We start from the raw sequence: 25,901 nt of genomic DNA on the forward strand, positions 1-25,901 counted from the left end.
GTTATTGCATCCCTTGTGTAGCGCCCTGCATGCTGTCGTTATTCATGTTTTTACGCTTGAATAAGTTTACATCCATTTTTCCAAAGCGGTAAGTAAAGTTCAGTCTTACCAGTTGCGGATTGCGCAGGCGGCTATAGTATTGTGTAAAGTAATCACTTTGTGAATACTGATCAGTATGTCTGGTACGGAATATATCACTGATACTTAACGAAACAGATGCCGCATTGTTTTTGAGGAAGGTTTTCTTTACCGCTGCGTCTACGCTGTAGAACGATTTGATATAACCCTGTGAGGCGGACTGTGTTTGCATACCGGGAGGGCCTCCCATGTTGTTTTTATTATCGTTTACCGGCAGATTGGTTTTAGACTGGTAAATACCGGTTAATTGAAAGGTAAAGCCGGCAGGCAATTTAAAGTTATGGTTCATTTTACCAAACCAACTCCACAATGCATCCTGCGAAGCGCTTACATTGTTGGTATTGATGCGGGAGTTGTAAATGTTTACGTTGGTAGAAACATCCCACCATTTGGTAAAGTTGTTGGTTAACGTTAATTCCGCGCCGGTGGTGTAACTGGAATTGGCGTTGATATAAGTATTAATCAGATCCTGATGGCCGGATACTGCGTTCACTGCCGTATCAATATAACGGGTAATCAGGTGATTGGTGTGCTTGTAATAGGCAGATGCCAGAAAGGTGGCCGTACGGGAAAAACTCTTCATGTAAGACAGCTCGAAGGAAGTGGTGAACTCGGGCACCAGATCGGGATTACCGCGTGTTATGTTCAAACTGTCTGAATAATCGGTAAATGGTATCAGCTGAAAAAAGTTAGGCCGGTTAATACGGCGGGTAACACTCAGTTGTACCTGCTGGTTGTGCTTCAGCTGCTGGCTTAAAAAGATGGAAGGGAACAGGCTTACCGGGTAGCTGTTGCTGAAGTGCTGGCCGGTGGTAAGCAGGTCGCCATTATAATTAGAACGTTCAGCCCGAACACCTACCTGATAACTGAAGTTTTTGATGCTGCTTTTTACAGATACGTACGCTGCATATACATTCTGATTGTTTTTATAGTTGGTGCTGGCGTTGGCCGCATGGTCAAATGCTTTGCTGTTGGCGTTGTACAGATAGTTGTCTGTTACGTTTTCAATATGCTGCAGTTGCGCGCGCAAACCTGCTTCAAGTTTGGTGTTACTGCCCAGTGGTTTTACATAATCTGTTTGAAAAGTATAAAAGCGGTCGTTACCGGTACCGATGGTTTTTTGCCGGGCACTGTTAAGTACGCTGCTGCCCAAACCGTTGCTGTAATAATCGGTTACATACAGCGAGTTATTAGTGTTTTTACCACCAAACAAATTGGCATCTGCAGTCCACTCTTCGCCTTCTTTAGAAAACAGGTGCTTCATACTCAGTTTTAACCCGCCACCATTAAATACCCGGTTGGTATTGGAATTACGTTGTGCAAAGCTGGTACTGGTGCCTGTGGTGAAAAGGCTATCGGTATACATATTCAGCAAGCCGGCAGGCTTAAACTCCCCATGTACCCGCACGCCTTCAAAAGAGAAGGTGGTTTTACTGTTCATGAAGTAATCCAACCCCACTTTACCAAACATCATGGTTCCACTGTTTTTATCGGCGTTAGACTGATAAATGGAAGTAAGTGGTGTGGTGGTAAGGTTATGGCGGTCGGTATTACCTACGGTTTTATCTCTCATTCGGTTGAGCATGCCGCTGGCAGTGAAGTTGAACTTCCCCTGGCGCACGTTAAAATCAAGCCCGGCGTTGGTGCCACCGCGACTGTCTACACCCGCACGGGCGTTACCATTGTAACCAATCTTCTTGTCTTTTTTCAGTACAATGTTCAGGATACCTGCGCCACCACCGCCTGCATCGTATTTGGCGGAGGGATTGGTGATGACCTCTACACTCTCAATAGTAGCAGCAGGAATCTGATCCAGAGAAAGTGTAGTTGGCCGGCCATCTATATACAACTGGGGGGAACTGTTACGCAGGCTTACATTGCCATCTATATCTACGTTAACGGAGGGTACGTTTCTCATTACATCCAATGCGGTACCACCATTGCTTACAATGTTCTTTTCCACGCTGAACACTTTTTTATCAAGGTCCAGCTGCATCAGCGGTTTGGCAGAGCTGGTTACCGTAACGCCGGTGAGCAGGTTATTGCTGCTTACCAGTTTTACTTTACCCAGATCTTTTTCAAAAGAAGGCGCAGACGTGCCGCCGGGTATTCCGCCGGTGGCGGCACCTTGCATGCCGGCAGGAGGCGTACTACCACCCGTAGCCCCTTGCGGGCCTGCCGGCATAAAAGATACCTTTTGCTCCCAGGCCACAAAACCTGTTGCTTCAATCTTCAGGGTTAACAATCCTTTTACCGGAATCTCTTCAAAGTCAAATTCTCCGGAAGATCGGGTGACAATCCCTTTCACCAGTATATCCTTGCTTTTGCCTGTAGCTGTGTCTTTCTGCTGTTGTAACAGCACTACAGAAGCGCCGTTAAGACCTTTTCCGGAGCTGTCAGTTACTTTTCCGTACAAATGCCCGGTTGCGGAGGGCATCTGGGCCCGCAAGGTGCAGGCCAGTATAATACTGAATAGAATGAGTATAGTTTGCTTCATAGTGATACAAAGCTACCAGACGGACCAGGTTGTGACGGCCAGCCTGCTGCGAACTGACAAAACAATGCTGCGAAAGGATGAACGGCGGTTTTTTACCGGATTAAAACGGAGGTTCCCTTGCGTTGTACACGCTTACCTGTATAATCAATACCTTCTGTTACAAACACATAAGTACCAGTAGGTTGCTCCATGCCCCGGATAGTACCATCCCACCCGTGCCCTATAGTGCCTGTCTGGTACACCAGCTGCCCCCACCGGTTGTATACCCGGAAATAACTAAAGGTTTGAATGCCCACCGGAATGGGTTTGAGTACATCGTTACGACCATCGCTATTGGGTGTAAATCCGGTGGGTACGAATATATCCGGCGGTGTGCGGAATATTTTTATAGTAACATAATCATCTGCATAGCAGCCTGCTGCATCGTATGCACGCACCTGATAAATGATAGAATCAACAGAGCCGGACAGGGTAGCCACGGGGTTGTAAATACTGCTGTTGCTGAGGCCGGTAGCGGGTAGCCAGGCGTAAGCAGTGCCGCCGGAGGCCAGCAACTGCAGAGGCTGGCCAGCTACCACAGTGGTATCGTGCCCTGCGTTAGCGGATATTTTAGCCATTACGGCAACTGTTACCGTGTCAAAAGCAGGCTTTGGGCAGCCCAGAGTATCGTACACTGTAAGCACATAGGAAGTGGTTTTGGCAGGCCCGGCTACCGGATGCAGTGTTTGAGGGTATAAAAGGCTGGATGCGGGTGCCCAGTAAAAGGAAGACGCAGTAATGGTGCCGTGGAGCGTAACGGTTTTGCCAAAGCAGATGGTGGTATCTGCGCTTACGCTCACCTGCGGATAAGGCACCCGGTGAATATTGATAGCGGTTTTATCCTGACATTTGCCCAGGTTGGCAGTTACCTCATAGGTGATATCTGCCTCGGGAGAGGCTACCGGGTTCTTAACAGTAGCACTGCTCAGATAAGTGGCGGGGCTCCAGAGGTATTGCAGCGCATGGCTTACCGGGTTAAGTGTAAAAGCGTCGGTGGCGCAAACAGTTGTATCGGGCGGCAGCGAAACCGTAATAAAATTCAGTACGTTTACCTCAACAGAATCGCTGTTTACACAGCCGTTCCGGGTAAGGGTAACTACATATACGGTAGTGTCTTTGGGATATACACGCGGGGTACCTGTTTCGGGGTTCATAATGTTATAAGCAGGCGACCAGGAAAACACACCAGAGCCGGTGGCTACCAATGGCAAGGTATCTATACTACAGATAAGTGTATCATGAAACGGCAATGTTAGTACCGGCTTTTCATCTGCTGTTATGGTTTGGCTTACCGTGGCATTGCATCCTTTACTGGTGGCTACAGCCAGGGTTACTGTGCGTGTGCCTGCTGTATTGTATTGCCAGGAAGGGTTTTGGAGCGTAGCGATGCCACCATCACCAAAGCTCCATGCCCAGCTGCTTACTGTGCCATACTTAGCGTAAGTGGTATCGGTAAACTGAAAAGGCAGCAGATAACAGCGGCCGGTATAGGTAAAACCGGGGTGAAAGCCGGGGTATACCCTTACCATAGCATTGGTAGAATCGGTACAGCCATTGGATGTGCTTACGGTTAGTTTCAGGGTATAGGTGCCGGTATCTGTATAGGTATAGGAAGGGGTGGGCAGGCTGGAAGTATCGGCTGTACTGCTGGTTACACCAAAATCCCACAGGTACTTTTCTATATTGGAAGAGGTGGATTGATTCTGAAAACTGAAATTGTAGTTATCGCAGTTGATATAAGATACCTCAAGTGCGGCAGCGGTGAGGCTGCAGTTGGCAACCGTTACCAGTACTTCTTTTTTAGTGGTATTGATTAACACGCCGTTACGGAACTCGCTTATGCATACAGATACAGCATAATCGCCCGTGGTGGCAGGGGCTGTACCGGTAATAACACCTGTTTTACTATCGATGGTAACATTATTGCCAAGGGGCTTTTCACCGGAATAGCCACTGGTATAGGTAACATCTGTATAGGGTGGTGCTGCAGGTGGGTTGGGTTGGCGGCTGCCGGAACTGGTGGCTTTGGCGGAGCAGAATGCATAAGAAAGCGAATCGCCATCTGCATCGGTTGATCCAAAATCGATGGTAAAATGTGCATTGTAACAAATAACTGCCGTGTCCTTAAAAGGCAGGGCGGGGCTGCTGTTGTTGCGGTAGGTTACATTGTTAATAACGCCCGGTATAGTATTGTAATTGGTAAATCCAACATTGGAGGGGTTGCTGATATTAAGCAGGCTGCCTGCCCGGCAGCATTCCTGCTCGGTAAGTACATAGCCGGCTGTATTATCAGCAAGTTCTACGGTAGTAACGTAGGTAACCAGGTAAAAGCATACGGTGGGCACCGGGTTAATACAGGAGTTAAAAGTGGTTTTGGTAATGGTGGCTGCGCTGGTACGGCTAATGGTTACCGTGGTAACAAGGCTGTTGGTATTGGCTGTAAAAATGCCCAGGTATACACTGGAAGGCTCGTCTGCAACTCTATCGCAGTTTACATAGTGTTGTATTGTAATGCGGTATTGCGAGGTGCCGGTGGCAGCGCCCGCTCCCAGATATTCGTACAGCAGGGCACCTCCTTTTCCATGCCTTGCTATGGCGGTGCCGGTAAGTAAAAAACAGCAGAGAATGGGCAGCAGCAGTTTGCTGTAGCAGTGGTTTGGTCTTATAGTAGTGCTCACAGTATATGTAATATGCTTACTAAAAGTAGGCTTAGTTTACAGCTGGCAACCGTGAATGCTGTGACCGGGCAGAATACACCGACAAAATTCAGATTTATGTCGATTTATTATGGAGGGAATAGGTGGTGTATAAAAATAAAGCCCAGAGTAGACACCCCGGGCGCACCAAAACTAACTGCTTATATGAGAAAATTTTTATTCTATTTCTGATCGTAAAATTCGGGTTCCATGGTGCTTTGCTGTTTACCCGATTGGGAAAAAACATTTACGATATCCGCTAAAGAAGATGAATTATCGCAAAGCGTAACGGATTCCTGCAAAAAATCTTATTCCCTGCATGGGTGCATAGTTATAACTGGTTTCAAAAGTGTAGTTGTGCGGGTTGTTTACCGGGTCGTTTACGTACTTGTCAAACGGGTCAAACGGGCGCATAAGTGCGTAGGTTGGTATAAAATTGAACAGATTTTTAATTCCTCCGTAAAATTCCAGCTGGTTGTGTAGTTTTTTGGTAAGCTGAATATTGGCCAGGCAGTATAACGGAGAGTATTCCGGACGGTAATCATTGGGAAGTATGGGTAAGCGCATGGGGCCGTTCCATCGCATGGTAAAATCTACTATGTAATTGTGCGGAAAAGTGTAGGTGGCTACCACGTTGCCGGACCAGGTTGGGGCGTGCAGTTGTACAGATTTTTCTGTTTTACCGTTGTTATTAGCCATCTGATATACATTCATGTAAGTAACACCTGCCATTACTTTCAGCGGAAAGGGGAAAGTGGCATCTGCGTTTACCGATACGCCCCGCGAAATAGCATGGCCATTGAGGTTGCGGTAGATGATTTTAGATGGATCAGAATCGAAGTCGCCCGTAATTCTGTTGGTGAAGTAGGAGTAGAAGCCGGTGATATCCAGATTCAGAAAAGTGCGGTTCCATGCAAATTTTCGTACATAATTGAGGTTGGTGTTGTACGAGCGTTCAGGCAGCAGCGATTCTGCTATTACCACTTCACGTGCGCCGGTAAGTGCGGCATGGTCTTCTGTAAACAGGTTTACAACTCTAAAGCCGGTACCAAAGCTGGCGCGGAAGGTATTGCGTAAGTTGGGCGACCATTTATAGGCTATACGTGGTGAGTGTACAGAGCCGTGCGTTTTATCATGATCGTACCGGTAACCGGCTAACAGGGTGTGCATGGGGTTAATGGTCCACTCATCCTGCACAAATACACCAGGCAAAGGCGTTTTCATAGGCGCATTGCTACCGTTGATGGTGCCGGTACCGGGTGTGTTATCATCATAATACGTATAGCGGTAAGTAGCGCCCAGCAAAAAGTTATGCTGAAACCCGAACTCTTTATCCCAGTAGGCCTGGGCAAATGCCACGCGTTGTGTGGCAAAGTAAGGGTTGGTACCATACCAGCTATCCTGGTTGTGCCAGTTGTAAGAAAGTTGTAGCATTATTTTTTCAGGCACAGGTAACTGGTACATACCAATCAGCTCCCAGCGCCTGGTGTTAATGCTTTCGCCGTATACACTATCGCTGCCCTGCCAACGTTTGCCCCAGTTCATCTGGCCACCCCAGCGATCCTCGTACACATAGCGTGCAGCCAGGCTTGCTATCCGGCTTTCCTTTCGTTCCAGCTTCCATTTGTTGAAAACAGATACGCGGTTTTGCAACGTTACATCTGTAAAACCATCTCCGTTTTTGTCCAGCGGGTTCTGGTAATTAAAGTAGCTGATACCGGCAAGCACGCCTGCTTTGCCTACACGGAATTTTCCACCAATATCTGCATTGTGTTCCTGCCACGAAGTGGTGAATACATCGGCGCTGATACGGGGCGCGTTTTCCGGATTTTTGGTAATGATGTTGATGATGCCACCCATGGCCTCTGAACCGTACAGCGAAGAGCCGGGGCCTTTTACAATTTCAATACGGTCTACAATACTATTGGGTATACCGCTGAGGCCGTATACGGTAGAAAGACTGCTTACTATAGGCATTCCATCAATCAGTATCATGGTGTAAGGGCCTTCCATACCATTAATATGTATATCACCGGTGTTACATACGTTGCAGTTTAACTGCGGCTGTACACCGTTTACCATGCCCACCGATTCAAACAGACTGGGTGCAGGGTTCTTTTTAAAGAACTGGTGGTTGATTACTTCTACCGGTATGGGGCTGGCCGACCGTTTAGACAGCTTCATGGTTCCTGTAACTACCATGTCTTCCAGATCGGTGTTGGCGATAAGCGTATCTTTTGTTACGGATTGTGCTGTTGCAGCAGCGCCTGATAAAAGAACCAATATAAACAGAACATGCTTTTTCATTAGTATTCAGTGGTGAGTTTTGTGGTGTAAAAATATAAAGTTAGCTGGCTCTAACAAATAAATATTGCGGCGCCTATCTTGGTGTTGGGGCAATACCCTGCTATTCAGTTGTTTATCAGCAAACAAATTCATATTAGTTTGCTTAGTTTTGTAGAATGAACTCATTGACAGAAGAAAATTACCTGAAAGCCTTGTTTTCATTAGCGGATGATAAGGGAGAGGTAGGAGTGAACGAGTTGTCGAAGCGGCTGGATATTAAAATGCCTACCGTTAACAGCATGATGAAAAAACTGGCGGAGAAAAAACTGGTGTTTTATGAGAGTTATAAACCTTTGCGCCTGACCGATAAGGGGCGCAGGGAGGCAGGGCTGATTATTCGTAAACACCGCCTTACAGAAATGTTTCTGGTAGAAAAGATGGGCTTTGGCTGGGAAGAGGTACATGAGATTGCAGAGCAGGTGGAGCATATACAGTCTGCCGCATTTTTTGATAAAATGGATGTGCTGCTAGGCTACCCCAAAGTAGACCCCCACGGATCGCCCATACCTGATAAAAACGGAAAACTGGTGTGGAGGCAATACCAGAAGCTGAGCCAGAGCAAAGCAGGTGAAACCCTGGTGCTTGCCGCAGTGCTGGATTCTACCACCGAATTTCTTACCTACCTCAACAGCCGCGAGTTAAGGCTGGGGCTGAAAATAAAGATTAAAGCGGTGGAGCCTTTTGATGGTAGTATGACGGTAAGCTACGGCAAGCATACTGCTTTAGTACTTAGCAGCACTGTTACAGAGCGCCTGTTGGTAGAGCCTGCCGGAACATAGGAATAACCTGTTATTGAATACTGTTGCGTTAATGGATTATAATATAAAAGAGGCCGTATCATTATCTGATGCGGCCTCTTTGTGTTTATACCCCCCGATGGAGCCTGGTATTTGAATACTACTTCACTACAGGCAGTATAATTCTGCTGGGGTGGGCAGCATCATGATATATTTTAATAGATGCTTTTTTAAAGTCAGCATCTTTACAATGGTAAATATCAATAAACTGCTGCGGGTTCCTATCCATAATAGGGAACCAGGAACTTTGTACCTGTACCATAATGCGGTGGCCTTTTTTAAAGGTATGCGCTACATCGGGCAGGGTGTATTTAACGTTGGTTACTTTGCCGGGCGTAAAGGCTTCCGGTTTAGACAGGCTGTTGCGATAGCGGCCACGCATAATTTCACCACGTACCAGCATCTGATAACCATTCATAATATAGTTTTCAGGCGAGTAGCCCGGCTGGTTGTTATAAGTAAAGTCGTCCGGAAACACATCAATCAGTTTTACCACAAAGTCGGCATCTGTAGTACTGATGCTTACCTGTAAATCGGCTGTAAGAGGGCCGGCAAGGGTAACATCTTCTGTTAATGCAGAAGTGGTAAACACCAGTACATCGGGCCTGCGGGCAGCAAAGCGCTGGTCATCGGTCATATACTCCCGCGTTCTTTTGAACAGTATGTCTTCTGTATACGGAACCGGTTTGGAAGGATCGCTGATGTATTCGCTGAAAGCATTACCACCAGCAGGTTTGCTCCACTGCAAACCACCTTTGGGTTGCAGGTACAGGCTGTTGTTTTGTATGTTGGAAGGAGGCCATTGCGGCAGCTGTTTCCAGCTGTTTTCGCCGGTGAAGAAGATGTTGGCTTCTTTAACACCATCAATACGGCCCTGGCCTTTGAGGTAGTAGTTGAAGAAGGGGATTTCCAGGTTGGCGGCATACCATTCGCTGGTTTTGCTGCCAAACTGCACATTGCCCAGATTAGCGCCGTTGCCGCGTGCCCACTGACCATGAAACCATGGGCCCATTACCAGCTTATTATTGTTATGTGCTTTGCTTTCTATGGCCTGGTAGGTACTCCATGCTCCAAAACAGTCTTCTGCATCAAACAGACCGCCTACTACCAGGGTAGCTGTGCTATCGCTGATGTTACCGGTGTGCGGGCGGGGATTGCGGGCCTGCCACCAGCTATCGTAGTTAGGGTGCGCGTATAAGTCTTTCCAGAAGGCGATGCTATCGCCCATTAAGGCTGCAAAATCAGGTAAGGCACCCGTGCGCAGGTAAAAGTCATACGCATCCTGTGTGGGCCAGTTAAAGCCTTCGGGGCCTTTGGTGGTAGGTACGGGGCGTGGTTTGCCAAAGGAGGAATAGAAGTTAAAAGCATCCATTAAACAGAAGGCGCCGTTGTGGTGAAAGTCATCACCCACAAACCAGTCTGTTACGGGGGCTTGAGGACTAACTGCTTTTACAGCGGGGTGTTTGCTAAGGGCACCCATGGTAGAGTAGAAGCCGGGGTAAGAGATGCCGAATATGCCCACGTTGCCATTGCTGCCGTTTACATTCTTCACCAGCCAGTCTACGGTGTCGTAGGTGTCAGAAGCTTCATCAATATCGTTGTTTGTTTTTTTATTGGGGTTGTAGGGGCGCACGTCGGTAAAAGTACCCTCACTCATCCAGCGGCCACGCACATCCTGCGTTACCATTATGTAGCCTGCTTTCAGGTATTCTTTGTAATAGTTGCTCCAGTAGCTTTTGTATTCATTGGTACCATAGGGCGCACAGGAATACGGTGTGCGTGTAAGCAGTATGGGATGTTTTTCTTTATCATCCACCGGAATATAAATAGAGGTAAACAGATTTACACCATCGCGCATGCGGATGTATTGTTCCTGTTTAATGTAGTGGTTGCGGAACCAGGCAGAATCTTCGTTTTGTGCATCGCCGGCAAAGGGGAGTGCCAGTAACAGCAGTACTAGTAGTTTTTGGTAATTCATGTGTAACATTGAAATTTTCTATAGCCAGTAAGATAAGCAACAACAGGCATAAAAGAAAGAATCCGGCTTTTGGCCGGATTCTGTAAGTATTGGTTAGTCTACTTTGGTAATCTTAAGCACGTTCGTTGGAAGGTGCAGGTGAACCGGTGTTGAGCCGGTGTTGATAACCGAATCACCACTCTTCACAAATCCTCTTTCTTTCAGGATGTTGATCTGATCGGCTACGATTGTATCCAGATCTTTCTCTTCATCATAATAGATAGCACGAACCCCCCAGCTAAGGCTTAACTGGTTTACCAGGCTACGCACTTTGGTGAAGATGAATAAAGGAGAGCGGGGACGGTAGCTGCTGAGTACGAAACCAGTGTAACCACTCTGTGTCATGCCAATCAGGGCGTCTGCTTTCACGTCTTTACTCATGTTACAGGCGTTATAACAAATCGCATCACTCAGGAAGTTAGGAGAATGCGGCTGCGGACGCAGGTCTTCTTCTCTGTCGTAACGGTATTCGGTACGTTCTACTTCCAGGATAATTTTACGCATGGTTTCTACCACCAGTGCAGGGTGCTTACCTGTTGCGGTTTCAGCACTCAGCATTACTGCGTCAGCACCTTCCAGTACCGCGTTGGCAACGTCGGTAATTTCGCTACGGTTAGGCTTAATACGGTCAATCATGCTCTCCATCATCTGGGTGGCAACAATTACCGGCTTTGCACGGTGTATAGATTTACGGATGATATCACGCTGTGCCATTGGTACTTTTTCAACAGGCAGTTCCACACCCAGGTCACCACGGGCCACCATTACGGCGTCTGATTCCAGGATAATGTTACGGATATCAACCATGGCAGAAGGCATCTCAATTTTAGCGATTACCTTGCTTACACATTTTTTCTCGTTCAGTCTTCTCTTCAGATCAACGATGTCTTCTGCTTTTCTTACGAAAGACAGCGCGATCCAGTCAACCTGCTGCTCAATGATGAAGTCCAGATCTACTAAGTCTTTATCAGTCAGTGCCGGTAAAGAGATAGCAGTATCAGGCAGGTTTACCCCTTTTTTAGGTAATAACAAACCACCGTAAGTAACAGCTACTTTAACATCACCAGCTTTGGTAACTTCAATTACCACTACTTCCAGCTTACCATCGTCAATCAGTATTTTGTCGCCCACCTTAACGTCTGCATGCAGGTCAGGATAAGAAACATAAATCTTTTCTTTGGTACCTACTACTTTCTCTTTGGAAGAGAAGGTAAGGATATCGCCTGTAGCAATTTCCATAGAACCATTCTGGATTTCACCTACGCGCAATTTAGGACCTTGCAGATCGGCCAGGATGGAAATATTATAAGGTTCCGCTTTGTTGATAGCGCGGATATACTCAATAATCTTTGCTTTATCCTCGTGTGTACCGTGTGAAAAGTTAAGACGGAATACGTTTACACCAGCTTTAACCAGTTCCAGCAGTTTATCATAAGTGTCGCAAGCGGGACCTACTGTTGCCACAATTTTAGTACGGTGAAAAGTGTGGTCTATTCCAGCCTGCTTATCCATTTGTTTGTGCAGGTACTTGTCTACATTGTTTGACATTGTTCTACTTTTTAGCTTGCTAATATTTTAATGATTTTCAACCAGTCTGAAGTAAAGCTCTGTTTTTCTTTCACAGCAGTATCCAGTGGTATATAATGCATCTGATCGTCTATAATACCTACCATTACGTTGTGGCGGCCGGTCATTAAACTTTCTACTGCGTGGAAGCCCATACGGCTGGAAAGGATACGGTCGAGACAGGTAGGAGAACCACCGCGCTGGATGTGACCGAGAATAGAAACCCGGATATCCATGTTAGGCAGTCTTTCTTTTAATATTTTACCTACTTCAGCGCCACCCCCAAATTCATCACCTTCGGCCACAACAACCAGGTTCACCAGTTTTCTGCGCTTTTCTTTTTCGGTAAGTTGTGAAATAAGGTCTTCGATGTTGGTACGTGTTTCGGGAATCAATACACACTCCGCACCGGTAGCCAGACCACTGTGCAGGGCAATATAACCTGCATCGCGGCCCATTACTTCTACTACAAACAAACGGTCGTGAGCATCTGCGGTGTCACGGATTTTATCAATCGCATCTACGGCTGTGTTTACTGCGGTATCAAAACCAATGGTAAAGTCAGTACCGGCAATGTCTTTATCAATAGTACCTGGTAAACCTATACAGGGAATATCAAATTCTGCGCTGAATTTCTGAGCACCGCGGAAGCTGCCATCGCCACCGATAACCACCAGGCCATCGATGCCTCTTTTTTTCAGGTTTTCGTAGGCTTTTTTACGGCCTTCGTACTCCATGAATTCCTTACTGCGTGCTGTTTTGAGAATAGTTCCGCCGCGTTGAATGATATTGGCGACAGAGCGGGTGCTCATGTGGAAAATGTCGTCATCGATCATTCCACTATAGCCCCTCATAATTCCATACACTTCCAGACCATAATAAATTCCTGTTCTGGCAACCGCCCTGATGGCGGCGTTCATTCCGGGTGCATCACCACCTGATGTGAGTACCCCGATTTTTGTAACTTTATTCGACATTGTGCAACAATCAATTGTCCCTTTAATATAATTTTCAACGAGGCAGGCTAAAATTTCGTAAAATTTTTACGGTAACGTTTCCGAAGTCTCAAAAGTAGTGATTTGCGGCAAGTAACCAAAATGACAAACCGATTAAACTTTACCGGTAAGTTAGTTTCCGTAAACTTGTGTGTGCAAAAACAACTTAGATGCAGAAAAAGTATTGGTTCATTTTTATTCTAATGACAGGTATGACAGCACGAAGTGAAGCTCAGATTAAGTACCCAATAACGCAAAAAACAGAACAGCATGATGACTACTTCGGAACGCGTGTAAGCGACCCGTACCGCTGGTTAGAGGACGATAACAGTGCCGCAACAAAGCAATGGGTGAAGGAACAAAATGCAGTAACGGAAAACTATCTTTCAAAGATTCCTTTCCGCAATTCTATTAAACAACGGCTGGAAGGTTTATGGAATTACGCCAAATATTCTTCTCCCTTTAAAAAGGGGAAGTATTATTATTTCTTTAAGAACAACGGACTGCAAAATCAGAGCGTTTTATACCGCCAGGAAGGGCTAACGGGAACCCCGGAAGTATTTCTGGACCCCAATACTTTATCGGCTGATGGTACTGCTGCCCTGGGCAATGTAAGTTTTACCAAAAGCGGTAAATACATGGCTTATACTGTAGCACAATCTGGCAGCGACTGGCAGGTGGGCTATATTATGAACACGGAAACCAAACAGCTGTTAAAGGAAAAGATTGAATACATTAAGTTCAGCAGTTTTGCGTGGAGAGATGAAAATGGTTTCTTTTACAGCCGCTATCCTAAGCCGGATGAGAAGAGCATACTGAGCAAAAAGAACGAGTACCAGAAAGTATACTTTCACCGGGTAGGTACGCCGCAGAGCAGCGATATACTGGTGTTTGAAGATAATGAACATCCGCTGCGTTACTTTGGTGCAGGTGTAACGGAAGACAGACGTTACCTGTATATTCAGGTGAGTGAGGGCACCAGTGGCGGAGAGATTTTATATACCGATTTATGGGAGGCAAAGGTGCTGGACAGAAAGGTGGAAAGAATAGCTTCTGCACCCGCTGCAGGTTACGGTGCATCGGGCTATGGTGCCGCACCTAAAGCTAAGTCTGCCCATGGTAAGGCGGCTTTAAAGTTTGCCACGCTGATAAAAGGTTTTGATACAGAGCCGGAAATAATTGATAACGTAGACACAAAGCTGCTGGTAAAAACCAATGATGGTGCACCTAATTATAAAGTGGTGCTGATTGACCCGGCCAACCCTGCTAAAGAAAACTGGAAAACGGTGATTGCAGAGAAGCCGGAGGTGCTGGAGAGTGTTTCCACCGGAGGTGGTTATTTGTTTGCAAGTTACCTGAAAGATGCTTCTACCAAAGTGTATCAATATACGTTTGGTGGTAAGCAGGTGAGGGAGATAGCACTGCCCGGAATTGGTACTGCATCTGGCTTTGGTGGCGAAATAAGTGATAAAGATTTCTTTTATACATTCACTTCTTTTAACTATCCGCCTACTATATTCCGTTACGAAATTTCCTCTGGCAAATCAGAGTTGTTCCGCAAGTCGGAAGTGAAGTTTACACCGGAGGATTATGAAACCAAACAGGTATTTGTTACTTCTAAAGATGGTGCTAAAGTTCCGGTGTTTTTAACGTATAAGATAGGCTTACAACTGAATGGCGAAAACCCGGTGCTGATATATGGTTATGGCGGCTTTAATGTGGCTATGACGCCTGGCTTTAGTATTTCCAACGTATTCTTTATGGAGCAGGGAGGTATTTATGCCATGGTATGTTTGCGTGGTGGTAATGAGTATGGTGAGGAGTGGCACAAAGCAGGCATGCTGTTAAACAAGCAGAACGTGTTTAACGATATGATTGCAAGTGCAGAATGGCTGATTGAAAACAAGTATACCAGCAAAGAGAAGATAGCCGTAAGAGGCGGCAGTAACGGAGGTTTACTGGTAGGTGCGGTAATGACGCAACGCCCCGATTTATTTAAGGTGGCTATACCACAGGTAGGTGTAATGGATATGCTGCGGTTTCATAAGTTTACTGTTGGCTGGGGCTGGGCTGTGGAGTATGGTAATGCGGAAAAGAGTGCAGAAGACTTTAAAAACCTGTACAGCTATTCACCCCTGCACAATCTGAAAAAGGGTACCTGTTATCCTGCTACCATGGTTACCACGGCAGATCATGATGATCGTGTAGTGCCTGCACACTCCTTTAAGTTTGCAGCAACTTTGCAGGAAACCCAAAGCTGCGATAACCCTGCTTTAATACGTATTGAAAGCAAGGCAGGCCATGGTGCCGGTAAGCCTACTACCAAGCTGATTGAAGAGGCTGCGGATATCTGGAGCTTTGTAATGTTTAATCTGGGTATGACGTATAAAGAGCAATAGATAGCTGTTGATGATATAAAAATAAAAAGCCGCGCCTGTTTAACCGGGCGCGGCTTTTTAGTATGCTAATTTACAGATAACGCTGCTCCAGTATTTCCTTATGATGCAACAGATGCCCATATAGCACATACGCAATGGTATTGGCGGTAACCTCTACGCCGGAAGTGAAGCCTGTGCAATCCAATTGCGCTTCTGTAAGGGATAATAGTAATAAATCTGTGGAGGTACGTACCGCATTGAACTCTTCCTTCAGTGAGGAAAGGGTTCTGGCAGAAGCGCCGGCGGTTACTGCATAATCGTTTTCTTCAAAACCAGGTAAAGGCGTTTTGTCTTTACGGGCAATACGCAGCAGGCGGTAAGCAAATATTCTTTCTGCATCAACCACGTGCTGTATTACATCTTTTATAGTCCATTTTCCCGGAGCGTATGCATAGTCTGCTTTTGCTTCGGGCAATGCGTTATAGAAGGTTGCAATTTGTGCAGAATAGTCTTTTACTATGTCTGTTACGGTATCACTGTTTACTTTGTTGATGTAGGTTTCCTGATAAGGAACGTAAAATTTTCCTCCGGTGGGTTTTGCCATGATTGCTATTTTACCGGCTTACTGTTTTTGAAAGTAGCCTTTGGTAAAGTTACCTTTTTTTTATCTCTTATTTCCGGCTGTAGGGTGGCAGCAACTTCCAGTGCAGTGCGGGCGTTTATCATACCGCCCGTTTCGCATAAAGTGCTGATGGTTACCTTTTCTTTGGTGCCAGGTTTGTAAACAGTAACCGTAGTATCGCAGCTGTAGGCAGATTTTTCAATAGCATATTTAACCTGCCGGGCAGATAAATCAGGGTAGTAGGAGCGTATTAACGCTGCCACACCTGCCACTACCGGGGCGGCCATACTGGTTCCTTTTAAAAAGCCATAATCGCTTTTGCCTGGGAACGTGGAATAGATTTTTACGCCTGGCGCAAACACATCTACATTGGCTTTGCCATAGTTGCTGAAGTCTGCTATTAGTTTACCATCACCAATATGCGGATCGCTGCTGGCGCCTACATTGATAAAGTTATCGGCACGTCTGTTACATTCCAGTAACTGTGCGTTGGGAAAGTTTTCTGTTTCGTCTACATCCGTAGCTTCGTTACCGGCAGCATGTACAATCAGCACGTCTTTCGCTTCTGCGTATTGTATGGCTTCGTCTACCCATTTCTTTTCGGGAGAGAAAGCTTTACCAAAACTCATATTGATTACACGCGCGCCGTTGTCTACGGCGTATTTGATGGCCAGAGCCACATCTTTATCGTATTCATCGCCATCAGGTATGGCGCGTACCATCATAATTTTTACATTATCTGCCACGCCTTCAATACCCAGGTTGTTGGTGCGGTCTGCACCTATTATACCGCTTACATGCGTGCCATGCAGTGGGTTAGGACCCATTACATCTGCATTGCCATAAAAACGGTCGTTGATGTTGTAATAATCGTCTTTAATTACTTTTTCGCGATAATCGGGCGGGGGCACGTCACGTGCTTCCATCGATTCTTTTTTGCCATCGGCATATTCGCTTAACTGAGAAATGATAAAGGCGTTGGTATCATCACCTTCAAAACCCAGCAACTTCATGCTGCTGAGGTAGCCCAGTTTGGCCTGTTTGCCGTGCGAGTTGGAAGGCTGCCATTTTTCCAGCTGCTCGCAGGTAAACTCAGTTTTGCCCAATTCCTGCTGCAGGGTTTTGTCGTGCTTTTTCAGCGCTTTCAGTGCCATCTCCACAAACATCAGCTCAGCCTGTTCTTCGCTGTTTACGGTCATTTCCTTTGCCGCTTTAGCCCATAGATTGTACTGGGCTTTATCGGTTTTAGGAAGACTGTCTTCGTTAATGCTGGTGCCGGAGAATTTGTTTTTATAGCGATGGTATAATCTTGTTTTTTCGTCAGCGGCCTTTTTAAGGTTATTGCCGTCTATATTGCCCAGGAAGTTCCAGCCGTATACATCATCAATATAACCATTGCCATCATCGTCAATGCCATTGCCGGGAATTTCTTTGGGGTTGCGCCAGAGAATGCTTCTGAGGTCTTCCTGTGTGGTATCTATACCGGAATCAATTACAGCTACAATAACCGGTGTGCTTTTTTTATCTTTTAAAAAAGTGTAGGCATTGCCAATGCTGATGCCGTAGTAGCCATCCTGCTGCAGGTCTTTCAGATGCCAGCCCTTCAGGGCGTTCTGCGCCTGTGTTTGACCAGCCCAGAACAGACAGGCAACGATTACGATATTAGATTTTCTCACGGAAGGTCTCATGTGTCACTGCTGGAATCGTTATATAATTTCTACTATAAATACAAATATCAGACAGGCTTGTAAGTTAAGAAAACGATTAATACAACATTAATAGAATTTTATGAAATTATTAATTTACAAATCGAACTTAATACCCTGAGCCAGAGGTAATTGAGTGCTATAGTTGATGGTGTTGGTTTGGCGGCGCATATAGGCTTTCCAGGCGTCTGACCCACTTTCGCGGCCTCCGCCGGTTTCTTTTTCGCCTCCAAAAGCTCCGCCAATCTCCGCGCCGCTGGTTCCTATGTTAACGTTGGCAATACCGCAATCACTGCCTGCGTAGGAGAGAAACTGCTCTGCTTCGCGCAGGTTCAGCGTCATAATAGCGGACGAAAGTCCCTGTGGCACAGCATTTTGCAGTGCAATAGCCTCATCCAGTGTTTTGTACTTAAGCAGGTAAAGAATGGGGGCAAAGGTTTCCTGTGTTACCACAGGCAGCTGGCTGTTTACCTCTGCAATACAGGGTTTTACATAGCAGCCACTTTCATAACCGCTGCCTTCCAGTACTGCACCTTCTACTACAAAGCGGCCACCCTGCTGTTTACAGTTTTCAATGGCGTTGAGGTATTGTGTTACGGCGTCTTTATCAATCAACGGGCCTACATGGTTATGTTCATCCAGCGGGTTGCCAATGCGCAACTGGCCATAGGCTTTTACCAGTTTTTGGGTAAACGCTTCGTATACCGATTCGTGAATAATTAAACGGCGGGTGGTGGTACAGCGCTGGCCGGCGGTGCCTACAGCCCCGAATACGGCGCCGGGAAGGGCAATACCCAGATCGGCATGTTCGGATATAATAATGGCGTTGTTGCCACCCAATTCCAGCAGCGAACGGCCTAAGCGTGCAGCTACGGTTTGGGCCACGGCCTTGCCCATGCGGGTAGAGCCGGTGGCGGATACTAATGCTACCCTTTCATCGGCGGCCAGTTTTTCGCCCAGGTCGCGGCCACCCTGTACCAGACAGCATACACCTTCGGGTACATCGTTCTTTTTAAATACTTCTGCTACAATATGTTGAACGGCTATGGCGCAGAGCGGCGTTTTTTCGCTCGGCTTCCAGATACATACGTTGCCGCATACCCAGGCCAGTGCACTGTTCCAGCTCCATACAGCTACCGGGAAGTTAAAGGCCGATATAATACCTGTGATGCCCAATGGGTGCCACTGCTCGTACATTCTGTGCAAAGGGCGCTCGCTGTGCATGGTGAGGCCATACAACTGGCGGGATAAACCCACGGCAAAATCGCAGATATCAATCATTTCCTGCACCTCGCCGTAACCTTCCTGCAGGCTTTTTCCCATTTCGTAGCTTACCAGCTTACCCAGGTTGGTTTTGTTGGCACGCAGGGCATCGCCAATCTGCCGTACAATTTCGCCACGTTTAGGGGCAGGGAAGGTGCGCCAGGTAGTATAGGCTTCCAGTGCAGTGTTTACCACATTGTTATAGCTGGCATCATCGGTAGGTTGTACCGTGGCTATCAGCTGACCATCTACGGGTGAAAAAGATTCCAATTCAGATCCGCTGCCTGCCAGCCAGTGGTTACCGGTTGAGGTGCCTTTGTTTTGAGAGGAAATGCCGAGCTGCGCTAAAATCTCTTTCATACTCTTTGTGTGTTTGTGGTGGTTTACTTCCGGTTGCAGATGGCTGTTGCCGGGAAATAACGAATTTCAGGAAAAAAACGGCATCTGCAATGGCTGTACGCTAAAGGTGCGGGAAGGATATATTGTGTATTATTGTCACGCCCGGGAGTTGCTGCAAGTCGTACAGAAGTACCAGGAAAACACTCCGGAGCTTCCGGAGCACTCCGGTGAGCAGCCGGATTTCATGGCCCTGCTTCCGGAGCAACTCCCAAAGCTTTCAAAATGCAGCGGCCAGCTTCTTCCTCGTAATTACCAGCTTCAGGAGCAAATCCGTGAGCTTTCTGAGCAAAATCCAAAGCTTTCGGTGCAAAATCCAAAGCTCTGGCGGGTAAGCCAGGTACTTTATGACCTGATTGGCCAACCTTCTGGCCACATTTACCAACTTCCGGAAGAGAATTATAAGTTTTCTGAGCGGATTTATAAGTTATCTGGAAACATGCAGCAACTTTCCGGCGTAGAAAAGAAGCCTGTAAAAGTGCTCCGGCAGCTCTATGGGCAGTTTTACAAGCTTTGGGATGGCATGGACCAGCTTCAGGATGGCATCCCAAAGCTTTGGAATTGTACGGCTAAGCTTTAGAATGGCATCGCCCGGCTTTCTAATTGCGTCGCCCGGCTTTTTTCCGGGTTATCCTTCCATGCGTTTTTGCAGTAATTCCTGTACCTGCTTCTGATAAGTATAGCTTACAGGAATGGTTTTTTCGCCAATGCGAATGGAGTTTTTGTTCCAGCCGTCAACCTTTTCAACGGGTACTATATAAGAGCGGTGTACCCGCACAAATTTGCTGGGTGGCAGCTTTTCCGATACGGCTTTCATGCTCATATGTACCAGTATAGGCTTGGGAGAGAGGTAGAGTTTTATGTAATCATCCAGGGCTTCAATCAGTTCAATGTCTTTGAAGTAGATTTTATTCCACTGGTAGTTGTGCTTTACAAAAAGGTAGCCTTCGTTTACCTCGCGGTTCTGGCGGTACTCCACCAGCTCGCGGGCTTTGGTAACGGCTTTCAGAAAACGCTCGTAGTCGAACGGTTTTACCAGATAATCCACTGCATCCAGGTTAAAACCTTCGGCGGCGTACTGGCCAAACGCGGTGGTAAATATTACCATGGGCTTGTTTTCCAGGCTGGTAAACAACTCCAGACCGTTAATATCGGGCATTTGTATATCCAGAAACAACAGATCTATATCTTCATTCTGCTGCAGGTATTCTTTTGCTTTTACAGCATCGGTAAAGGTGGCTACTACGTCCAGTTCTCCTGTTTTGCGGGCATACCCCTGTACCAGTTGTAATGCCAGTGGCTCGTCGTCTATTGCTACACATTTCATAATGCTACACATTTAGTATCAGCAATACCTTATACTGCTGGGTGTTAGATTCTATTGTTAAACTGTGTTTGCCGGGATATAACATATCTAACCGGCGCTGGGTGTTGATGATACCGGTGCCGGTGCCTTCGTGTTTTTGCGCGGCGGGTACCACATCGTTTACGCAGGTAAACACCACCTGGTGGTTACTTGCCTGCAACTGTATATCAATGGCAGAAGGATGGTGAGCGCTAATGCCGTATTTGAATGCGTTTTCTATAAAAGGAATAAACAGCAGGGGGGCTATAATAACACTTTCTGTTTCGCCGGTGGTGGCAAAATTAATGTGCACCTTATCGGTAAGCCTTAACTGCTGCAGATCTATATAACTTCTGGCAAACATTATTTCGTCGTCCAGTGGCACTTCATCGTTCTGCGATTCCTCCAGTGTATAACGCATAATGCGGGATAGCTTCATTACGGCATCGGGGGTTTTATCGCTATTGGTAACAGATAAAGAGTAAATACTGTTGAGTGTATTGAACAGAAAATGCGGATTTACCTGCGATTTCAGCAGCGAAAGCTCGGTCTGTAGCTGCTGTTTGGTAACCTCCTGCCGGTTTTCTTCTGCCTGAAACCACTGGGCAATTACTTTAGAGCTACTACTTACCACAAAGGTGAGCAGAAACAAGGTAACAGGCCCGGGCCAGAAGAAACGTAAGGTCATTTTAAAATTCGGGTTTTTTACCAGCTGATCGCGTATGTATTTCTGTGTTTCAGGCGCTTTGATAAAGATGAAATACAGAATGGCAATATACAGGGCCAGATACCCTATAATAGAAAATATATAGAACCATGTTTTTTTACGCGCCAGCAGTTTGGGTATCAGCCACCAGCGGTTGAAGTAGTAAAAAATAATTAATATGATATTGGATGTGATAAGGGAATTCACAAACCGGGGGCTGGATAGCGGGGAAGGAGTTGATTTGGGATTGTAGTACAGAAATACAAAGGGCAACATGAAGAAGATGGCCCATGCTGCAATGTTCAATACCAGTTGCGCTGCTAAGTTTTTTCTCTGTAATACCAATGTGCAATAATTAAAAGGCGCCTCCTTATTACCCGTCAATAACTAAAACCCTGCTGCAAAAAATGACCCCGGATAGATATCCGGACCGGTAAAATGGAGGCGGTAGACAAACTTACATACAAGAATGCCTGGTATCAACTGTTTTTAGACAATACCAGGCATTTTATCGGTAGCAGGTTTTTTAATAAGATTCCTTTTCGTTGGGAAAATCCTGCGATTTAACATCGTTTATATAGTGCTGAACCGCGTTTTTAATGTCTGTAGCCAGGGTAAGGTACTGACGCAGAAAACGCGGTTTAAACTCGCTGTTAATACCCAGCATATCGTGCATTACCAGCACCTGACCATCGCAGTAACCGCCGGCGCCAATGCCTATGGTGGGTATGGTAAGGCTTTCGGTAACTTCTTTGGCCAGCTGCGCGGGTATCTTTTCCAGCACCACACCAAAGCAACCGGCTTCCTGTAACAGCTGCACATCTTTCTTCAGCTTATTGGCTTCGGCTTCTTCTTTGGCGCGTACGTTATAGGTACCGAATTTATAAATGCTTTGCGGGGTAAGGCCCAGGTGCCCCATAACCGGAATACCGGCCGATACAATCTTTTTTACACTGTCTATAATTTCCTCACCGCCTTCCAGCTTCAGGCCATGGGCGCCTGTCTCTTTCATAATACGGATGGCGGAAGCCAGTGCTACTTCGCTGTTTGACTGGTATGAGCCAAACGGAAGGTCTACAATTACCAGTGCGCGGTTGGTACCGCGGATAACAGAAGAAGCGTGATAAATCATCTGGTCCAGCGTAATAGGCAGGGTGGTTTCGTGCCCGGCCATTACATTGCTGGCGCTGTCGCCTACCAGTATTACATCCAAACCTGCCTCATCAAACAACCTTGCAAACGAAAAATCGTAGGCGGTTAACATGGAGATTTTCTCCCCGTTAGCCTTCATTTTCTGTAAGGTGTTGGTGGTAATTTTCTTAATCTCTTTGTTTACTGACATTACTGCGTATTAAATGAACAATACCCGTTCAGCGCACAAAGTAATAGAAATTATTCACCTGCTGCCCATGCTTTGCTGCTTATTTCGTTGTAGAGTATCTGAATAAGACCGTCTGCCAGGCCTATTTTAGGCACATAAATTTCATCAATATTGGCCCAGCGCATAATGTTAATGTAAATCTGCAGAGCAGGCAATATTACATCGGCCCGGTCTTCGCGCAGCTTATACAGGCGCATTCTTTCGGCCAGGGAAACGCTGGAAAGTTCTTTATAATAGTCGCGCAGCAGTTCGGCAGAAAGCGGTTTGCCGTCTTTCTTTTTACTGAGAGAGAATACTTTGTTGATGTTACCGCCGGAACCAATGGCCGTAATAGGCCAGATGCTTCTGGTGTTTTGTTTCAGGCCTTCTTTCATTTCCTGCCACTGGCTTTCTTCCACCTGATTTTTAAGCAGGCGAATGGTGCCTACGTTGAAGGATTCCTTGTATTTAAGCCGGTTATCGGAGAAAAAGGTAAGTTCGGTACTGCCACCACCCACGTCTATATAGAGGTAGGAGTGTTCGCGGTCCAGATTCTCCGCAATATGGTTTTCATAGATAAAAGAAGCCTCCTGGCTACCGGAAATAATAGAAATGTCGATACCTGTTTCCTGCTTTACCTGCTGTATAATGGCCGGGCCGTTAGCCGCATCGCGCATGGCACTGGTAGCTACTGCTTTTACGTAAGATACCTCATACGCTTTTAACAAATGGCTGTAGGCCTGCATGGTTTGCATAATCATGTTTGTTTTATAGGCGCTGATGGCGCCGGTTTCAAACACGTCAAAACCCAGCCGCAGGGGAACCCGCACCAGGTTAAGTTTATTAAACTCTGTATCGCCTTTTTCATTCTCCACTGCTTCTGCTATCAGCAGGCGGGCAGCATTACTTCCAATATCAATGGCTGCTAGCTTCACTATGCTTTCCGGTTTTTTGATATAGATATTGATAGGTTTCTACCTGAGACCGTATCTTCTTTTCAGAGCCCGAAATTACATAGTTATTAGATAAATTATCATCCAGCCAGCGCGCTTTAACGTTATCGGCCAGTTGTATGTTAATGATATCCTTTAATTCTTTCTGAATAGCAGGGGCCAGAATGGGCACTGCGGCTTCAATACGGTGGTCCAGGTTACGCACCATCCAGTCGGCTGAAGAGATGAACATTTTTTCTTTACCGCCATTGTGGAAAATGAGTACCCGTGCATGTTCCAGGTTTTCATCTATAATAGAAACCGCATGAATAGGCTGTTTAAACTTACGTTGACTGGTGCAGGCGCAGAAGATACTGCGTACAATAATATTCAACTCCACACCGGCGGCAGCAGCTTCGTATAATTTGTTAATCAGCGTTTCATCGCTCAGCGAGTTAAGTTTGATGTAGATTTTAGCCGGTTTTTTAGATTTGGCGCATCTTATTTCCCGGTCAATCAGTAGCATCAGCTGCTTGCGCATAGCATTGGGGCATATGAGCAGGGTGGTGCAGTTGCGCAGGTGCTGTATAGTGGTTTTAGGGTTTTCCAGGTACTTGAATATGCGGTTAATATCAGCCATTACACTGCGGTTGCTGGTAAGCAGGCAATGATCGGCATATACTCTGGCCGTTTTCTCGTTCAGGTTACCGGTGCTTACAAAACCATACTGCACGGTGCGGGTGCCCTGCTTCTTTTTAATTACACACAGCTTGGCGTGTACTTTCAGGTTAGCAATACCTATTAATACTTTTACCCCTTCTTCTTCCAGCACCTCTTTCCATTCCAGGTTGTTTTCTTCATCAAACCGGGCGCGCAGTTCCAGCATTACCACTACTTCTTTGCCGTTACGCACGGCATTGATGAGGGCGTTGATAACACGGGAGGAGGGTGCCAGCCGATAAGCGGTTATTTTAATACTCTGCACATCCGGGTCCATCGCTGCTTCGCGCAGCAGGTCAATTACAGAGCCAAAGCTGTGGTAGGGAAAGTGCAGCATTACATCCTTTTTCAGGATAACATCGGTAACACGCTGCGCCTGCGATAATTCAGGATGTGTAAAGGAAGCGCGTTCTTTTTTAGTGGCTTTAAACACATCCGGAAAGTCCATAAAATGGCGGAAGTTGTGAATGCGTCCACCGGGTATAATGTTATCGCGTCTGCTCAGGTTCAGGCGGCGCATCAGGTATTCCAGCAGGCCCGCGTCCATCTCTTTGTCGTACACAAAACGTACGGGTTTACCCTTACGTCTGCTTTTGAGGCCTTTTTCAATTTTTTGTACAAATGAGGTAGATATATCGTTATCTATATCAATCTCCGCATCCTTGGTTACCTTAAACAGGTGCGCATCAAAATGGTCGTAGCCAAAGTAAGAGAAGATGTACGGCAGATTAAAGCGTATAATATCTTCCAGCAGAATAATATGATGCTCGCCTTCCGGAGAGGGCAGCTGTACAAAGCGGCCTACTACCTTGCTGGGCACTTCTATCAGGGAATATTTCTGGTCGTAGGCTGAGTTTTTCTTTCTCATTACCACGCCCAGGTAAATACTTTTATCGCGTACATAGGGCAACTGCGGCAGGCTTTCAATCAGCAGGGGGATAATGTTGGCCCGTACCGATTCATCAAAGAACGTTTTTACAAACTCCTGTTGCTCCTTGTTCAGCTGCTTTTCGTTGGTGAGGTATATTTTATGTTTATTGAGATCTTTCAGAATGTCTTCCCAGATGCGGTTAAACTCGTTCTGCTGCTGCAGTACGGTGGTTTGTATCTGGTCCAGAATAGACTGCGGATCTTCTTCCAGGTGCATATTGCCTTTTTTGCCACCCAGTTCTATCATTCTTTTGAGCGTAGCTACCCTTACACGAAAAAACTCATCCAGGTTATTGGAGTGAATGCCCAGGAAACGGATACGTTGTTTCAGCGGTACGGTAGGGTCGTTGGCTTCCTGTAAAACACGTGCATTAAAGCTTAACCAGCTGATGTCTCTGGCCTGAAGATTCTTTTTGCTCATACGGTTGTGATAGGTGGCTAAAAATAATCAA

The 25,901-nt window shown here is 46.3% G+C and carries 17 protein-coding genes; 3 read left to right on the top strand and 14 right to left on the bottom strand.

The annotated features are described in order from the left end of the window. Position 1 precedes the first annotated feature (1 nt). The 3 genes from IEY13_RS04430 to IEY13_RS04440 all read right to left on the bottom strand — a co-directional run bounded on the left by IEY13_RS04430 (position 2) and on the right by IEY13_RS04440 (position 7,677). Positions 2–2,635 (bottom strand): TonB-dependent receptor, encoded by a 2,634-nt coding sequence (locus IEY13_RS04430; protein ID WP_188950735.1) that lies wholly within the window; start codon positions 2,633–2,635, stop codon positions 2–4. Between the two features lie 92 nt (positions 2,636–2,727). Then, positions 2,728–5,352: a PKD domain-containing protein gene (locus IEY13_RS04435; RefSeq protein ID WP_188950736.1), complete on the bottom strand. Its 2,625-nt coding sequence runs from the start codon at positions 5,350–5,352 to the stop codon at positions 2,728–2,730. Positions 5,353–5,643: 291 nt separating this feature from the next. Beyond that, on the bottom strand, positions 5,644–7,677 hold the full coding sequence (locus tag IEY13_RS04440) for a TonB-dependent receptor plug domain-containing protein (protein WP_188950737.1): 2,034 nt from the start codon (positions 7,675–7,677) through the stop codon (positions 5,644–5,646). 155 nt (positions 7,678–7,832) lie between these two features. Between IEY13_RS04440 and IEY13_RS04445 the strand changes: the two genes are divergently transcribed. Then, positions 7,833–8,495 carry a metal-dependent transcriptional regulator gene (locus tag IEY13_RS04445; RefSeq protein ID WP_188950738.1) on the top strand — a complete coding sequence of 221 codons (663 nt, stop codon included), beginning with the start codon at positions 7,833–7,835 and terminating at the stop codon, positions 8,493–8,495. 118 nt (positions 8,496–8,613) lie between these two features. Here the strand turns inward: IEY13_RS04445 and IEY13_RS04450 are convergent, their stop codons facing one another. The 3 genes from IEY13_RS04450 to pfkA form a co-directional block, all read right to left on the bottom strand. Beyond that, positions 8,614–10,491 carry a CocE/NonD family hydrolase gene (locus tag IEY13_RS04450; protein WP_188950739.1) on the bottom strand — a complete coding sequence of 626 codons (1,878 nt, stop codon included), beginning with the start codon at positions 10,489–10,491 and terminating at the stop codon, positions 8,614–8,616. Positions 10,492–10,584: 93 nt separating this feature from the next. Continuing rightward, the gene (gene pyk / locus IEY13_RS04455) at positions 10,585–12,078 is read right to left on the bottom strand and encodes a pyruvate kinase (protein WP_188950740.1); all 1,494 of its coding nucleotides are present in this window, start codon (positions 12,076–12,078) and stop codon (positions 10,585–10,587) included. 11 nt (positions 12,079–12,089) lie between these two features. Then, a complete protein-coding gene (gene pfkA, locus IEY13_RS04460) occupies positions 12,090–13,073 on the bottom strand; it encodes a 6-phosphofructokinase (RefSeq protein ID WP_188950741.1) in 984 nt (327 codons plus the stop codon). A gap of 230 nt (positions 13,074–13,303) precedes the next feature. Here pfkA and IEY13_RS04465 point away from each other — a divergent pair, with 230 nt between their 5' ends. After that, positions 13,304–15,490 (top strand): prolyl oligopeptidase family serine peptidase, encoded by a 2,187-nt coding sequence (locus IEY13_RS04465; RefSeq protein WP_188950742.1) that lies wholly within the window; start codon positions 13,304–13,306, stop codon positions 15,488–15,490. Positions 15,491–15,560: 70 nt separating this feature from the next. Here the strand turns inward: IEY13_RS04465 and IEY13_RS04470 are convergent, their stop codons facing one another. The 3 genes from IEY13_RS04470 to amaB form a co-directional block, all read right to left on the bottom strand. After that, on the bottom strand, positions 15,561–16,073 hold the full coding sequence (locus IEY13_RS04470) for a DinB family protein (protein WP_188950743.1): 513 nt from the start codon (positions 16,071–16,073) through the stop codon (positions 15,561–15,563). A gap of 5 nt (positions 16,074–16,078) precedes the next feature. Continuing rightward, on the bottom strand, positions 16,079–17,779 hold the full coding sequence (locus IEY13_RS04475) for a S8 family serine peptidase (protein ID WP_188950744.1): 1,701 nt from the start codon (positions 17,777–17,779) through the stop codon (positions 16,079–16,081). 114 nt (positions 17,780–17,893) lie between these two features. After that, positions 17,894–19,420 (bottom strand): L-piperidine-6-carboxylate dehydrogenase, encoded by a 1,527-nt coding sequence (gene amaB / locus IEY13_RS04480; protein ID WP_188950745.1) that lies wholly within the window; start codon positions 19,418–19,420, stop codon positions 17,894–17,896. Positions 19,421–19,433: 13 nt separating this feature from the next. On the opposite strand from amaB, the gene IEY13_RS04485 reads away from it, so the two are divergent. Further along, positions 19,434–20,036 carry a hypothetical protein gene (locus IEY13_RS04485; RefSeq protein ID WP_188950746.1) on the top strand — a complete coding sequence of 201 codons (603 nt, stop codon included), beginning with the start codon at positions 19,434–19,436 and terminating at the stop codon, positions 20,034–20,036. Positions 20,037–20,084: 48 nt separating this feature from the next. Here IEY13_RS04485 and IEY13_RS04490 read toward each other — a convergent pair whose 3' ends face one another. From IEY13_RS04490 to ppk1, 5 genes are all read right to left on the bottom strand, one after another. Then, the gene (locus tag IEY13_RS04490; RefSeq protein WP_229687727.1) at positions 20,085–20,783 is read right to left on the bottom strand and encodes a LytR/AlgR family response regulator transcription factor; all 699 of its coding nucleotides are present in this window, start codon (positions 20,781–20,783) and stop codon (positions 20,085–20,087) included. A gap of 4 nt (positions 20,784–20,787) precedes the next feature. Beyond that, on the bottom strand, positions 20,788–21,852 hold the full coding sequence (locus IEY13_RS04495) for a sensor histidine kinase (protein WP_188950748.1): 1,065 nt from the start codon (positions 21,850–21,852) through the stop codon (positions 20,788–20,790). Positions 21,853–22,033: 181 nt separating this feature from the next. Next, positions 22,034–22,849 (bottom strand): 3-methyl-2-oxobutanoate hydroxymethyltransferase, encoded by an 816-nt coding sequence (gene panB, locus IEY13_RS04500; RefSeq protein ID WP_188950749.1) that lies wholly within the window; start codon positions 22,847–22,849, stop codon positions 22,034–22,036. A gap of 50 nt (positions 22,850–22,899) precedes the next feature. Continuing rightward, on the bottom strand, positions 22,900–23,802 hold the full coding sequence (locus tag IEY13_RS04505) for a Ppx/GppA phosphatase family protein (protein WP_188950750.1): 903 nt from the start codon (positions 23,800–23,802) through the stop codon (positions 22,900–22,902). Beyond that, the gene (gene ppk1 / locus IEY13_RS04510) at positions 23,783–25,870 is read right to left on the bottom strand and encodes a polyphosphate kinase 1 (RefSeq protein ID WP_188950751.1); all 2,088 of its coding nucleotides are present in this window, start codon (positions 25,868–25,870) and stop codon (positions 23,783–23,785) included. The genes IEY13_RS04505 and ppk1 overlap by 20 nt, the downstream gene beginning before the upstream one ends. Positions 25,871–25,901: the final 31 nt, after the last annotated feature.

The organism is Filimonas zeae (assembly GCF_014641615.1).
Lineage (GTDB): Bacteria > Bacteroidota > Bacteroidia > Chitinophagales > Chitinophagaceae > Filimonas > Filimonas zeae.

Excerpts from the sequence above, each read along its gene's own strand:
- IEY13_RS04430 (WP_188950735.1), bottom strand. The coding sequence starts at position 2,635 with ATGAAGCAAACTATACTCATTCTATTCAGTATTATACTGGCCTGCACC.
- IEY13_RS04440 (WP_188950737.1), bottom strand. The coding sequence starts at position 7,677 with ATGAAAAAGCATGTTCTGTTTATATTGGTTCTTTTATCAGGCGCTGCT.
- IEY13_RS04445 (WP_188950738.1), top strand. The coding sequence starts at position 7,833 with ATGAACTCATTGACAGAAGAAAATTACCTGAAAGCCTTGTTTTCATTA.
- IEY13_RS04450 (WP_188950739.1), bottom strand. The coding sequence starts at position 10,491 with ATGAATTACCAAAAACTACTAGTACTGCTGTTACTGGCACTCCCCTTT.
- pyk (WP_188950740.1), bottom strand. The coding sequence starts at position 12,078 with ATGTCAAACAATGTAGACAAGTACCTGCACAAACAAATGGATAAGCAG.
- pfkA (WP_188950741.1), bottom strand. The coding sequence starts at position 13,073 with ATGTCGAATAAAGTTACAAAAATCGGGGTACTCACATCAGGTGGTGAT.
- IEY13_RS04465 (WP_188950742.1), top strand. The coding sequence starts at position 13,304 with ATGACAGCACGAAGTGAAGCTCAGATTAAGTACCCAATAACGCAAAAA.
- IEY13_RS04470 (WP_188950743.1), bottom strand. The coding sequence starts at position 16,073 with ATGGCAAAACCCACCGGAGGAAAATTTTACGTTCCTTATCAGGAAACC.
- IEY13_RS04475 (WP_188950744.1), bottom strand. The coding sequence starts at position 17,779 with ATGAGACCTTCCGTGAGAAAATCTAATATCGTAATCGTTGCCTGTCTG.
- amaB (WP_188950745.1), bottom strand. The coding sequence starts at position 19,420 with ATGAAAGAGATTTTAGCGCAGCTCGGCATTTCCTCTCAAAACAAAGGC.
- IEY13_RS04490 (WP_229687727.1), bottom strand. The coding sequence starts at position 20,783 with ATGAAATGTGTAGCAATAGACGACGAGCCACTGGCATTACAACTGGTA.
- panB (WP_188950749.1), bottom strand. The coding sequence starts at position 22,849 with ATGTCAGTAAACAAAGAGATTAAGAAAATTACCACCAACACCTTACAG.
- ppk1 (WP_188950751.1), bottom strand. The coding sequence starts at position 25,870 with ATGAGCAAAAAGAATCTTCAGGCCAGAGACATCAGCTGGTTAAGCTTT.